At 72.1% G+C, this 13,914-nt stretch carries 7 protein-coding genes; 2 read left to right on the forward strand and 5 right to left on the reverse strand.

Going from position 1 to position 13,914, the window contains the following annotated elements:
- The first annotated feature begins 229 nt into the window (after nucleotides 1-229).
- Nucleotides 230-1,072, forward strand: a complete 843-nt coding sequence (locus ACZ63D_RS04990; RefSeq protein ID WP_465352991.1) for an ABC transporter permease — start codon at nucleotides 230-232, stop codon at nucleotides 1,070-1,072.
- On the opposite strand, the gene ACZ63D_RS04995 is transcribed toward ACZ63D_RS04990, so the two are convergent.
- Genes ACZ63D_RS04995 through ACZ63D_RS05015 form a run of 5 tightly spaced genes read right to left on the reverse strand, consistent with a single transcriptional unit; the run spans nucleotide 1,073 to nucleotide 12,852 of the window.
- Nucleotides 1,073-2,185 carry a glycosyltransferase gene (locus ACZ63D_RS04995; RefSeq protein ID WP_465352992.1) on the reverse strand — a complete coding sequence of 371 codons (1,113 nt, stop codon included), beginning with the start codon at nucleotides 2,183-2,185 and terminating at the stop codon, nucleotides 1,073-1,075.
- On the reverse strand, nucleotides 2,182-2,958 hold the full coding sequence (locus tag ACZ63D_RS05000; protein WP_465352993.1) for an alpha/beta fold hydrolase: 777 nt from the start codon (nucleotides 2,956-2,958) through the stop codon (nucleotides 2,182-2,184). Before ACZ63D_RS05000 ends, ACZ63D_RS04995 begins: the two co-directional genes overlap by 4 nt.
- Nucleotides 2,946-3,236: an acyl carrier protein gene (locus ACZ63D_RS05005; RefSeq protein WP_465352994.1), complete on the reverse strand. Its 291-nt coding sequence runs from the start codon at nucleotides 3,234-3,236 to the stop codon at nucleotides 2,946-2,948. The genes ACZ63D_RS05000 and ACZ63D_RS05005 overlap by 13 nt, the downstream gene beginning before the upstream one ends.
- Nucleotides 3,233-7,069, reverse strand: coding sequence for a beta-ketoacyl synthase N-terminal-like domain-containing protein (locus tag ACZ63D_RS05010; protein WP_465352995.1), 3,837 nt, complete (start codon nucleotides 7,067-7,069; stop codon nucleotides 3,233-3,235). The genes ACZ63D_RS05005 and ACZ63D_RS05010 overlap by 4 nt, the downstream gene beginning before the upstream one ends.
- Complete coding sequence (locus ACZ63D_RS05015; protein ID WP_465352996.1) at nucleotides 7,063-12,852, reverse strand: SDR family NAD(P)-dependent oxidoreductase; 5,790 nt, start codon at nucleotides 12,850-12,852, stop codon at nucleotides 7,063-7,065. Before ACZ63D_RS05015 ends, ACZ63D_RS05010 begins: the two co-directional genes overlap by 7 nt.
- A 273-nt stretch (nucleotides 12,853-13,125) precedes the next feature.
- Here ACZ63D_RS05015 and ACZ63D_RS05020 point away from each other — a divergent pair, with 273 nt between their 5' ends.
- Nucleotides 13,126-13,914 carry an SDR family oxidoreductase gene (locus ACZ63D_RS05020; RefSeq protein WP_465352997.1) on the forward strand — a complete coding sequence of 263 codons (789 nt, stop codon included), beginning with the start codon at nucleotides 13,126-13,128 and terminating at the stop codon, nucleotides 13,912-13,914.

Consider the following 13,914-nt stretch of genomic DNA (forward strand, 5'->3'; position numbering starts at 1 on the left):
AGTCCTCCCCGCGCGAGCTGACGGTGCCAACCCCCGACTGCGCCTGCCTTTCCCCACACCGAACGACGACCCGACCTCGCCGCTACCCCGCCCCCGCTGCACCGATCCACCCGCGATCGGGGTTCTTCCAGGCACCACAACCCGCCGAAACTCCCCCACGCAGCCCACACGTCACCAAACCGCCCACCGACGAGACCCGCACCCCCCTTCCCCGAACGGCGGCCACCCCATGACCCAACTCCGCCACCGCACAGCCCCCACCACCCCCACCTCCCTCGCCACCCCGGCAGCCTGGCCCGAAGCCACCTTCTGGACGCAGGTCCGGGTGCTCGCCGCCCGCTCGCTGCGGACCGCGTTCGGGGACTGGCGGCTGGTGTTTTTCGGGCTGCTGCAACCGGTCGTGCTGCTGTTGCTGTTCAGTCAGGTGTTCAGCGGCGTCGGGGCGCTGCCGAGCGTCGCCGCCTACCAGGGCTACGTGAATTTCCTCGTGCCCGCCACGCTGGTCACCATCTCGATGACGACCGCGATGAGTTCGGGTGCGGGGCTGCTCGCGGAGATCTACAGCGGGTTCACCGGGCGGCTGCGCTGCCTGCCGATCTCGTTGTTCTCCGTGCTGGTGGCCCGCACTCTCGCCGACTCCGCGCGGCTGGGCGTGCAGCTGGTCGTGACGTCGGCCGCGAGCGTGCTGTTCCTCGGCTTCCGTCCGGCGGGCGGCATACTCGGGCTCGGCCTGGCTTTGGTGCTGACGCTGGTCGTGGGCTGGTGCTTGAGCTGGGTTTTCGTCGCGATCACGACGTGGCTGCGCAAGGCCGAGACGCTCCAGGCCGCGTCGTTCGTGGTGATGTTTCCGCTGATGTTCTCCTCGAGCGCGTACATGCCGCTGGACGCGATGCCGAAATGGGTCCGCGCGGTGTCGGCGGTCAACCCGCTGACGTACGCGATCGACGCGACGCGGGCGCTGGCACTGGCGCGTCCGGTCGGCTGGTCGGTCGCGGCGGCGCTGACGATCGCAGCAGTGGCCGCGGCGGCGGGCAGTGCGCTCGCTGCCCGCACGTTCCGCAATCGCGAGTAGTCAGGCCAGTGCTTCCAGCCGGGAGGCGGCTTCCGTCGCCCCACCGGCCGCGGCGAAGGAGTCGCGGATGCGGGCCGCTCCTGCGCGATACCGCGGTGCCGCCTCGATCGCGTCGCGGATCTCCGGGGCTTTGGCGCGGTCGAAGCGCAGCCGGACCCCGGCCTGAGCGGCGACTACTTGCTGCGCCAGGATCGACTGGTCGTCGCGGATTGGCGCGACCGCCAGCGGGAGCCCGGCCGCGAGCGCTTCGCATACCGTGTTGTGCCCGCCGTGGCAGACCACCGCCGACGCCCGCGCGAACACATCGACCTGCGGGATTCGCCGGGCCAGCACGACGTTCTCGCTGACCAGCGTGCCCGCCGGATCGACGACCAACCCCTGTACGTGCGGCATTCCGGACAGCGCGGCGACGCTCTCGGCGAGGAACCGCTCGCCCGCCTGCGCGTTGGCAGTGCCGAGAGTCACGACCACCAGCGGCCGTGAGTCCACAAAGGACCTTTCGAATTCCCTTGGTGCGTCGGGAAGAACCGGCCCGACATAGCAGACCGGTGCCGTGATCCGCGACTGCCCGGCCAGCGCGCGGGTGGTGAACGCCACCACCAGATGCGGCGAGAAGCGCAAGTCCGTACTGAGAACTCCGTGTCGCGCGCACAGTCGCGTTTGGAGCCCGGCCACCCAGGAAGCGATCCTCGGCATCGACGCGAGCGGATCGGCCAGTTCCGCGGACGTCGACGCCGAGGTCGCCCACGGCAGCCCGCACCGCGCGGCGACCAGCGCGCCCGCCAGCGCCTGCTGGTCGGCTACGACGACGTCGGGGCGGAAGTCCTCGACCGCTCGCTGCACGCCCGGCGCCATCGCGTCCGCGAGCGGGACCAGATAGGACTCCCAGAGGTATTTCAACGCGGCGAATCCGCGCAGTTCCGGCGGCCGGAGCGCCACCGAGAACGGCCGCGAGTCCCCGGCCCGGAACACCTGTCCGGTGACCAAAATGGACACTTCCGGCGCGGGTCCGCACCATGCCACCTCGTGGCCGCGCGAGGAAAGCGCCTCGGCCACCCCGCGCAACGGCGCGATGTGCCCGGCCAGCGGCGGGACGACCAGCAGGAACCTCATACCGAATGCCGTCCGATCCACTCCAGCACGAGTTTGCGCACCTCGCGGTGCTGCTCCACGAGCACCGAATGGCCTTGTCCTTCGAACACGTGCAGCTCGCCGCGCGGGAGCAGCGAGGTCAGCGCTTCGAGATCGTCGGCCTGGTAGCCGTGGCTGCCCAGGACGGACAGCACCGGGCAGCCGATCGCCGCCACCTGCTCCCACGTGAGCAACGGCCCGAGCGGCACCTCCTCGGCCATCTTCGTGGACATGATCCGCTCGGCCGCCAGCCGCGCCAGGCGCCGGTGGTGCGCGCTGAAGTTCGCTTCGATCCAGGCGAAGCTTTCCTCCGCCTGGAGGAATCGCACGGTGTGCGCGAGGATTTCGCTCATTTTCCCGGCCCAGGCTTCGGTCGCGGGCTCCGATTCGATGCACACGATGCTGCGCACGCGCTCGGGGTTGGCGACCGCGTAGCTGTAGGCGAGCGTGCCGCCGAAGCTGTTGCCGACGAGGTGCACCGGCCGGTCGACATCGAGCTGGCGCAGCAGGTCGTCGAGGTCGGCGACGAAATCGGCCAGGGTGTAGCCGCGGACCGGCCGCTCGGTCTTGCCGTGGCCGCGCAGGTCGTAGCTGATCACGTCGATGCCGGCGGCCGCGACCGGGGGCGCCAGCGTCAGGTAGAAGCTCGCGAGGCTGTCGGTGCCCATGCCGTGCAGGAACACCACGGTCTCGGTGCCGCCGGCGGGCACGAGCTGCACGTTGGTGCGCAGCCCGTTGACGGTCATCGTGGGCACGTGCGCTCCCCCACGAAGCGGGCGATGTCGCCGACGGTCAGCCCGATGACGTCGTCGAGGTCCTTCTCCGCCAGGTATTCGGCGAGGTTGACCTCCGGGCCGAAATGCTCGGCGAGGATGCTCGCGAAGGTCACCAGATCGATGCTCTCCAGCTGCAGGTCCTCGTGGAACGTCGTGTCGGGCGTGATCTCGACGCCGAGGACATCGGCGTCGCCGACGAGTTCGCCGAGCAGTTCCGCGACGACGTCGAAAACTGCTGAGGCGTGGTCGATAGTCATGTCGTGCTCCTGAGTCGTGCGGTTGCGGTGTCACCGTTGAGTTCGACGTCGACAGCGAGGCTTGGCAGCACCCGGCCGCGACCGGACACCCGGCCGTCCTCGTGCACCCGGATCTCCGCCGGATAAACCGGTTCGGCCAGCTCCGCGCGCACGGCGTCCTTCGCCGCGATCCGGGCCAGCAGCCAGCCACGCTGCTGACGCGGCGGCACCGCGGCGAACTCCGCCCGTTCCTCGGCGGCGAGGTAAACCCCGGCGTAGATTTCGCGTGCCGCGACGGTCGGCCAGCGGTCGGTGACGCAAACCCGGCCGTCGGCGAGGCGTTCGGAAAGCAGGTGCCGGTCCGGGAAGGCGTAGACGCGATGGGCCGCGCGGTCGCACGGGAAACGCACGTCCCGCCAGCCTTCGACGGTCGCGAGCACCCGGCCGTCGAGGACCAGTTCGGCATCCATCTCCAGCACGTCCGGTCTGGGCAGCCGGGTCCGGACCAGGCACTCGACCCGCGTTCCGGGCGCGGGTTCCGCCTCGTGCCAGGTGATCCGGCCGATCGACCTCGGGAACGCGAGCAGGCCGTCGGACCGGGTCGCCATCAGCCAGCAGCCGAGCAGCTGGCCCACGTTGTCGAGCAACCCGCCGGGTGCGGACGGAACCACCAGCTCCCCTCGGATGTGCTGCTCGCCGAGACCGGTCAACTGGGCCAGGCCTTGGTACGCCGGGCCGTGGAACATCTCGCGCCGCGCGTAGATCTCGGCCGCGCTCAACGACGGCGGGGTCTCGGGCGCGGGCGTTCCGGTGCGCTCGGGCGGCGGCGCGACGGTCCCCAGTTCGATGGTCAGCAGCGCGTACGGTCCAATCTCGACAGTCACGTGGTCGCCCTGACGGCTGAGCGACAACGGCACCTGCTGGGCTGGCGAAGCGATCAGCCACCTCGAGAACACGGCGTCGCGAATCGTGACCGCCGTGGTGCCCGGCCACGTTCGTTCGACTGCCCGGCAGGCGAGGTCCACCAGCGTCGTGGCGGGCACTACCGGCCGGAAGTCGGTCTCGTCCGGCCAGTCGTCGCGTTGCCGGAAGAACCGGTGGTCGCGCAGGTACGGCATCGCGTCCAGCGAAACGTCCACTGTGGACTCGATGCGGCGCTGGGCGACCGCGGCGACGACGTCCGCCGCGGTCCGGCGGGTCTGGTCGAGCAGCGCGGCGAACTCCGAGGCGACTGCTTCGGGCACCCCCGCGGGCAGCTCCGGCAGGCTTCGGTCGTCGATCAGCCCGCGCGCCCGGTTTCCCAGCGACAGCAAGGGTTTCCCGGTTTCGAGCCGGATCCGCCGAGGCTCCGCGGCGGCGAAATCGGGGTCGCCGCCTTCGGTCCACACTGCCGTCGCGACGCGGCGGAGCTGAGCGAGCCCGGAACGTGTGGTGGACCCGGCGGCGACGACCAGATGCGGCCGGTCGCCGAGCGTGTCGGAAACGAACGAGCCCAGCTGACCGGCGCCGACCTGGACGAAGACGCGGAACCCATTGCCGTGCAAGGTCTCGGTCAGCTCGCGGAAGCGGACCGGGCGCACGAGATGGTCCAGGTACAGCTCGCGGATCGCGTCCGGCTCGGCGGGATAGGGCCGAGCGGTGGTGGCCGACCACACCGGCACCGCGGGTTCCCGCAGTTCCAGCTCCGCGGCGAGCCGGGCGAACGGCGCCAGGCGCGGCCGCATCAACGGGGTGTGGAAGCCCGACCGGAACGGCAGGGTCCGCGCGACGATCCCGTTGCCGCGGCACGTCTTCGCGAACGCCGCGACCGCGTCCGGCGGGCCGCACACGATCGTCTGCCGCGCGGCGTTCTCGTGGGAGATCACGAGGTCGTCCGGGAGCATCCCGGCCACCTGCTCAGCGGGGCTGCCCAGCACCAGGTAGTCCGCGTCGGGCAGCTCGAAGCCATCGGGCCAGTACCGGTCGAGAAGATCCGGCTCGGGCCGGTACATCCCGGCGGCCTGCATCGCGGTCCACTCGCCCGCGCTGTGCCCGGCGAGCGCGTCCGGACGGATGGCCAGCCGCCGCAGCGCGTGGTCGAACAGGAGCCCGGCGGCCGACACGCTCGCCGCCCGGGCGGGCACGCTCGCTGTCGACCAGCGCGGGCAGTCGAGCCGGAAGTGCCGGGCGACGTCGGACAGGCGCGGCTCGGCGTCCGCCTCCAGGCCCGGATACAGGAACGCGATCTTCCCCGACGGCAGCAGCGGGTCGGCGGTGCACCAGATGTCGCCGCTGTGCCATGCCTGGCCAGTCGCCGCGACCTTGGCGATCACCTTGCGGGCCGCGGCCAGCTTGCGCTCGTCCGGACCGGCGATCCCGATCCGGCACCGTCCGTGCCCCGGCTCCCCCGGCCGCTCCAGCCGTTCCAGCAGTTCCGCCGGGGAGTCCGCGGCCAGCCGCAGCACGCGTTCCGGCTCGTCGACGCGCACCCTGCGCTTCGGCGAGGTGTCCCCGGCCTCGACCACGACGTGGGCGTTCACCCCGCCGAACCCGAACGCGCTGACCGCGGCCACGCGCGGCAGCGCACCCCAGGGCTCGGCCTCGGCCAGCACCCGGAACCGCGTCTTGTCCAGTAACGGGTTCGGATCGGTGCAGTGCAGTGTTGGCGGGAGCACTTCGTGGTACAGCGCGAGGGCCGCCTTGACCAGCCCGGCGGCACCGGCCGTCGCCAGCGTGTGGCCGATCATCGATTTGACCGAGCCGATCACCGCCCGCCGCCCGGAAGTCCGGCCGAAGACCTCGGCGACGGTCGTCAGTTCGGCCGCGTCCCCGGCGGGCGTGGCCGTGCCGTGCGCCTCCAGCAGGCCGATTTCCGCCGGGTCGTACCCGTCCCAGGCCCGGCGCAGCGCGAGAGTCTGCCCGGCGACGGACGGGCTGAGCAGGCTCGCGCCCCGCCCGTCGCTCGACGTGCCGCTGGCCCGGAGCACGGCGTACACGCGGTCGCCGTCGCGGCGGGCGTCGGCCAGCCGCTTGAGCACGACGACCGCCGTGCCCTCCCCGATCAGCATGCCGTCGGCGGCGCGCGAGAGCGGGCTGATCCGCTGGCTCGGCGAAAGCGCGCCGAGCTGGGTGAACAGCGACCAGAGCGTGTCGTCGTGCGTCTGGTGCGTTCCACCGGCGAGGACGGCGTCGCAGCGGTGCCGGGCCAGTTCCCCGATCGCCTGGTCGACGGCGACCAGCGAGGACGCGCACGCGGCGTCGACGGTGTAGGCCGGGCCGCCGAGGTCGAGGCGGTTGGCCACGCGGGCCGCGGCGAGGTTGGGCACCAGCCCGGCGGCGGTCTCCGGGCGGAACTCGCCCAGGTTTTCGTGCAACGCCGTGCGCAGCCGGTCGAGCACGTCCGGCCCGGCGGACGGCATCAGCTCGCCGACCGTGCGGGTGATCTGCCGGACGGTGCGGACGCGCTGGTCGAAGCCCCGCAGCCCGGGGGAAAGGTAGCCGCCGCGGCCGAGCACGACGCCGATCCGCTCGGGGTCGCCGAGGCGGTCCAGCCCACCGGCGTCCTCGACCGCGGCCACCGCGACCGCCAGCGCGGTCAGCTGGTCCGGCTCGATCCCGGCCAGGGAAGCTGGCGGCAGGCCGTGGGAGGCCGGGTCGAATTCGAGGGTGTCCGGGGCGAATCCGCCGCGGCGGCCGTGGGTCCGGTCCGGCCCGTCGCCGTCGCGGCCGTGGAACGCCGGATCGCGGCGGTCCGGCGGGACCTCAGTGACCGCGTCCGCGCCCTCGACGAGGTTCCGCCAGTATTGGTCCACAGTGGACGCTCCAGGGAGGAACACGCCCATCCCGACGAGCGCGACTGGCTCCTGCTTCACCACAGCGACGCCGTGTACAGGACCGCGCGATCGGTTCCGTAGGCGAGTTCGCGCAGCAGGGCCGCGACGCTTTCGTCGGCGTCGAGCAGTTCGACACCCCGGCGTTCGTACTCGCGCGCCAGTTCCGGCGACACCATCCCGCTGTGGTCGCCACCGGGGGCCCACGGTCCCCAGTGGACAGTCACCGCACGGCCGGGCCAGGTCGTGCTCAACGCTTCCAGCGCGTCGTTCGCCGCGGCGTAGTCGGTTTGCCCGCGATTGCCGAGCACCGCGGCGATGCTGCCGAAGAAGGTGACGAACCCTGGCTCGGCCCCGAATTCCGTCAGCGCGGAAAGCAACGCGCGGGCACCGTCCACTTTGGTGCCGAAGACGGTGCGGAACGACTGCTCGTCCTTGTCCGCCATGAGCTTGTCGTCAATGACTCCGGCGGCGAAGACGACGCCGTCGATCCGGCCGTGGCGGGCCAGGAGGTCTTTGACGAGCTGATGCACGGCGTCCGCGTCGCGCACGTCGAGCGGCTGATACGCCGGGTCGCCGCCAGCGGCGCGGATCTCGTCCAGCGTGCGGCTGATCTCGCGTTGTGCCAGCAAAGTCCGCACCCGCTGTTCGATGTCGGCCACCGAACCGCCGCGCCCGGCGAGCACGGCCCGCATCGCGGCGGGATCGGCGGGAAGGTCGTCGGTTTCGCCGGGCCACGGGGTGCGTCCGGCGAGCTCGACGTGGCAGCCGGACGCGGCAAGCGCGACCGCCGCGCGGGCGGTGATCCCGCGCGCCCCGCCGACGAGCAGGACCACGGACTCCGGCCCGAGGTTCAACGCGGCGAGTTCGCCGCCGCCCGGCCCGGCGCCGGAGTAGGCGATCGACCCGAGATCCTGCGGCTGCGGCTCGATGGTGAAGCGGCCGTCGTTGTCGTGCGAGACGACGGATGGGCCGTCGCTGCAGGCCTCGTCGACCAGCACCTTCGCGACGTCTTGGGCGACTTCCACGAGCCGGGTCGCACCGTCGCGCTCCAGCGCGGCCGAGCGGACCAGGCCGCGAAGCCCGGCCGAGCCCGGCTCAGCCGCGATCAGGACGGTTCCGCGCAGCGGCTTGAGCCTGCTGAACAACTCCGGAGCCGTGGCGTTTTCGGCCAACAGCACCGTGACGTCGGCGTCTCCGGGGACGATTTGCGCTCCCGCGCAAGCGAAAGCGTCTCGCACGGCCTCGTCTCCGCCCAGCACCGCCACGGACTTTCCGCGCAGCCGCGCGGGATCCGGGTCGAGCGGGACCGGCACTCTGGCGAGCCGGTAGCGGCGCGGCGCGGCGGCCGCCGGACCGGGCGACAGCCAGCTCTCCAGGTGCGCGGCGAGGGCGTGCGCGGTGCGGTCGCGGCTGAGCTGGTCGGTGCGGTCGTCGGCGGGCAGGCCCAGCCTGCCGAGCAGGGTTCCGGCGATCTCGGTCCGTTTGATCGAGTCGATCGACAGGTCGGCTTCCAGGTCGAGGTCGCCGTCGATCATTTCCTCCGGGTAGCCGGTGCGTTCGCTGATCACGCCGATGACCGTGGTCAGCACGTCGGCGGGCACGACCTCGGCTGCCGCCGGTTCCGGTTCGGCCACCGGTGCTTCGAGCACTACCGGCGCCGCTGGCGCCACCGGCACGGCCGCGGGGGCGACGGCCGGGGCGGGTGCGGTGCCGAGGTAGCCGAGCATCACGTCGCGCTGCGCGGCGACCAGTTCCCGGGCGGTGCGCAGGAAATCGACGACCGCCTGGTCGCGGCTGGGGGCGGGCTCGGTCATCGCGGTGCTCCGTATCCGTCGGGCCGGGGGAAGGGCGGGAATTTCGGAACCGGGCGCGCGGACGGAGCGCCCGTCGACCGCCCAAGCGGCGGCGGCCGGTGCGGGACGCGCCGGACGGGCCAGCCGCTCGGTGCGCACGGCGACGCCCGCTTGCGCCAGGCGGGACAACGCGGTCAGGAAAGCCTGGAGATCGGGCCCACACGCGACAACGGTGTGCGGCCGGTCGCCGAGGATCTCCCCCACCAGCCGGGTCAGCACCCGGCCAGGCCCGACTTCGACGAACGTCCGCGCGCCGGCCGCGTACATCGCTTCGATCTGGTCGAGAAACCGTACGGATGCGCCGATCTGCGCCGCGAGTTCGCCGCGGACGTCATCCTCGTACGGCCGCGCTGTCCGGTTGGACCACACCGGCAACCGAGGCTCCGCGATGGTTTCCTCAGCCAGTACCGCGGCGAAGGCGTCGCCCGCTCCGGCGACCAGCGGGCTGTGAAACGCGCACGCCACCGGGATGCGTTTCGCCGCGATGCCGGTCTCTCGCAGCCGCCGGATGGCGCGCTCCACCGCGGGGATCGGTCCGGAAAGGACGGTCTGCTCGGGCGCGTTGTGGTTGGCCACCACGACATCCGGGCCGATCAGCGTCGAAGTGAGGACATCCCGCGATGCCTTCACCGCGGCCATCGTGCCCGGCGCGGTGACGTCGGCGATGGCGTTCGCCCGGGCTCGGCTGAGTCGCACCAGCGTTTCGGTGTCGAACGCGCCCGCGACTGACAGCGCGACCAGTTCGCCGTAGCTGTGCCCGGCGAGGAAATCCGGCCGTACGCCGACTTGGTCCAGCAGCCGGGCCACAGCCGTTTCGACCAAGCCCAAGGCGGGCTGTGCGACGCGGGTGTCGGTCAGCGCGTCTTCTTGGGCCTGTACTGCCTCGGGACCGAAGGCGGTCGGCGGGAAGGCTGTCGCCGCGACGTCGGGAGCGAGCCGCAGGACGTCGGCCAGTTCGGGGAAGTACACGAACAGCTCGGCGAGCATGCCGGTCCGCTGGCTGCCCTGGCCGGGGAAGAGGAAGGCGAGCTTGCCCGGATCGGCTCCGGCACCGGTGGTTCCGGTGATTCCGGCGCGGATTTCCTCGGCTCCGGCGGGCCAGTCGCGGAGTCCGTGCCGCCGGTCCGGAGCGACCGGGCCCGCGCCGAGCACGGCGTGGAAGTTGGTGCCCCCGAAGCCGAACGCGCTCACGCCCGCCAGCCGTGCCGGATCCGCCCACGGCCGCGCCGAGGTGGTGAACGTGAACGGGCTCCCGGCCGCGTCCCAGGCGGCGTTGGGCTTGGCCAGGTGCAGCGTCGGCGGGACGACCTCGTGCCACAGCGCGAGAGCGGCCTTGATCAGCCCGGCCAGCCCGGCTGCGCATTTCGTGTGGCCGATCTGGCTTTTGACGGAGCCGAGCGCGCACGAGCCGGGCTCAGCTCCCGCGTCGGCGAAGAAACTCGTCAAAGCTCGCAGCTCGGTCGCGTCGCCGACGACCGTACCGGTGCCGTGCGCCTCGACCAGGCCGACGTCCGCCGGAGACACCCCGGCGTCGCGGTAGGCCCGGTCCAGAGCGCGATGCTGCCCTTCCGGACGCGGCGCGGTGAGGCCGAGCGCTTTGCCGTCGCTGGCCGCACCAACGCCTTTGACCACGGCGTAGATCCGGTCGCCGTCGTGCTGGGCGTCGTCGAGCCGCTTGAGCACCAGGCAGGCGACGCCTTCCCCGAGCGCGATGCCGTCGGCGGAGGTGTCGAACGGACGGCACCGCCCAGTCGGCGACAGCGCGCCCGCGGCGGTGAACATCAGGTAGTCGTGGATGCCGTTGTGCAGGTCGACCGCGCCGCAGAGGACGAGCGAGCTGGTTCCGGTGCGCAGCTCCTTCACCGCGAGATCCAGTGCGGCCAGGGAGGATCCGCAGGCGGCGTCGACGGTGTAGTTCGCGCCGCCGAGGTCGAGCCGGTTGGCGATCCGGCCCGAGATGACGTTGGCGAGCGTGCCGGGGAAGGTGTCCTCGGTCGGTTCGGGCAGCTGCTCGCGGAGCCCGGGCGGGAGCTCCTCGAAGTAGCCGTCGAGCAGCGAGCGCAGCGTGCCCGCGTTGGCGAGGTCGCCGCCGGCCTCCGCGCCGAAGACGACGCTCGTGCGCTCCCGGTCGAACTCCCGGTGCGCGTACCCGGCGTCCGCGAGCGCCCGGCGCGCGGTCTCCAGCGAGACGAGCTGGGCCGGGTCGATGCTGCCCATCGCGGACGGCGGGATGCCGTAGTCCAGCGGGTCGACCGGAAGCGGAGGAAGGAATCCGCCCCATTTCGACGTCGACTGTCCGAAGTAGACATCCGGATCCCAGCGCTCGCGCGGCACCTCGGTGACGGAGTCCTCGCCGCGCAGGATGTTCGACCAGAACGCCTCGACATCGGGCGCGCCCGGGAAGGTGCATGCCATGCCGACGACGGCGATGTCCCGGCTTCCCGTCTCCGCCGGTACGGTCTCGCGGGCGAACGTCCGGCCCGACGTGACCTCCGCGTGCAGCTCGGCGATGGTCGTCCGGCGGTCGCGCAGCACCGCGACCTCCCCCGCCAGGTACATCCCTTCGGCGAGCTGGACGTCCGCGCTCAGCCGCGTGCCGTCCCGGCGGACGCCCTTGCTGGCAATGCGAAGACGGCCGGTGTTCAGCTCTTCGAGGCGCTGCCAGGCTTCCTGCGCGGGAACGTCGTGCAGGCTCGCTTTGAGCTGTTCGAACTCCGTCGCGTACGGGCTGAGCAAGCACCGCGTGCGGTGGCCCGGCGCGGTTTCGAGGGTGACGGTGGTGTCGGCGGCGAGGGCGCATTCCTGGAACAGGCGGGTGATCGCGCCATGCTTCACCGCTTCTTCGGTGAAAAGGTAGGCGGTCCCCATCAAAATACCGGCCGCGTCGAGTGGCGCCGCCATCGCGGCAACCATCGCTGCCGAGCGCGCGTCGTGGATCCCGCCCGCGAAGAGCACCTCGACGTCCTTCTCCCCTTCGAGGACGGCCAGTTGCTCTTCCCAGAGGTCAAAACTCGACCGCGGCCCGATGTGCCCGCCGCATTCGGCCCCCTCGAAGACGAACCGGCGCACTCCGGCGTCAAGGTACTGCCGGAGCAGAATCGGCGAGGGCACGTGCAGGAAGGTCGCGATGCCCTCGGCTTCCAAAGCCTTGGCCTGCCCCGGTTTCCCGCCCGCAATCAGCACGCACCGCGGCCGGACCGCCCGGATCGCGGCGAGCTGTCCGGCGCGCAGGTCGTCCGGCACGAAGCCGAGAATGCCCGCGCCCCAAGGCCGCTCGCCCAGCCGCTCGGCCGTTTTGGTCAGCAGCTCCGTGGTGCGCACGCCGCTCGCGGTGGCGACCGCGACGAAAGGGAAACCGCCCGCGTCCGCGACCGCCGCCGCGAACCCCGGCTGGTCGCTGACGCGCGTCATCGGGCCTTGGACGACCGGCAGCGCGCTGCCCAGCGTCCGGCACAACCGGCCGGACAGGGTCGTGGCGGGCAGCTCCGCGCCGACGATCCGGCGGACGCCTTCTTCCGTCGCCGAGGGCAGGACCACGCCCGCCGCGCCGCCAGCGAGCGCGCCCACCGCGGTCCGCGGCCCGGCGACGCGGCCCCACACCGGGACGTCGAAGCTGTCCAGAAGCTGTTGCAGCAGAACGAAATCACTCAATTCACCGACGCCCGCGACGAGCCCCAGCGCGCCGCCGCGGACCGCCTCGGCCGCTGTCGCCTCGTCCACGACCTCGGCGAGCGCACCCGTCCACGGCGCTTTCGTGCGGATCGCGAAGGCCGCGCCCTCGGGCACCGGCCCGTCCGTGCGCACGCCGTAGGGCACGCGGACCCGGGCCGCGACCAGCCGCAGCTGCACCGGGTCCGTTCCGTCCAGCACACCCAGTCCCCCGCCGCGCGCGACGGCTGTCACCACGTCGGGGTCGCCGAAGCCCAGGCACCGCAGCCGTCGAACCTGCGACGGCGGGACGAGCTCGACCATCGGCGGACCTCCTGCGCTCGGATCGGCGGTCTCCGGGGAGATGATCGCCGCGGAACCGGTCCTAGGAATAACGCACCGGCCGCGGAAAACGCAATACCGGACCCGGTTAATTATCGCCGACCATACCGCCACGGCTGCCGGACTGCTAATGTCGGAAACCGTGGAACAAAGCCATCTCAAGCCGCCTACCAGGGCTTTTATCACGCCGGTCACAGTCCGGAAATACAATTTGCTCACGCCGGTGACAATGCCCGAGAAAATAGTGGAGCGCCCGTGGAACTGACCGGACGGGTAGTCGTGCTGACCGGCGCGGCCCGCGGTATCGGCGCGGCCATGGCCCGCCGTTTCGCCGCCGAGGGCGCGGCGGGGGTCGTCGTGTCCGACGTGGACGAGGCCGGGGCCGAGCGCGTGGCGGCGGAGATCCAGGCCGCGGGCGGGCGGGCCGTCGCGGCGGCGACCGACGCGACGTCCAAAAAGGACTTGAAGGCACTGGTCGCCGGGGCACGGGCCGAATTCGGGCCGGTGGATCTGTTCTGCGCCAACGCGGGCGCCGCGTTCGGCACTGGAGTGCACGCGGCGGACGAGCAGTGGACGAGATCGTGGGAGATCAACGTCATGCAGCACGTCCACGCCGCGCAGGCAGTGCTGCCCTCGATGCTCGCCCGCGGCGAGGGCTATCTCCTGCTCACCGCGTCGGCCGCGGGCCTGCTCGGCACGCCGGGCGACGCGCCGTACTCGGTCACCAAGCACGCGGCCGTCGGGCTGGCCGAATGGCTGGCGATCACCTACCGCCCGCGCGGAATCCGGGTCAGCGCGCTGTGCCCGCTCGGCGTCCGCACGGCGCTGCTGGAGCCGGGTCTCGCCGCCGGGCACCCGGCCGCGCTGGCCATCGCGGCCGCCGCGCCGCTGCTCGAACCCGAGGACGTCGCCGACGCGGTCGTGCGCGGGCTCGCCGACGAAGAATTCCTGATCCTGCCGCACGAATCGGTGCGGGAGACGTTCGCCCGCAAGGCCCGCGCGGTCGACGCGTGGATCGCCGAAACCGCCGTCCGGGGAGGCTGA

This window comes from Amycolatopsis sp. NPDC104775 (genome assembly GCF_055583325.1).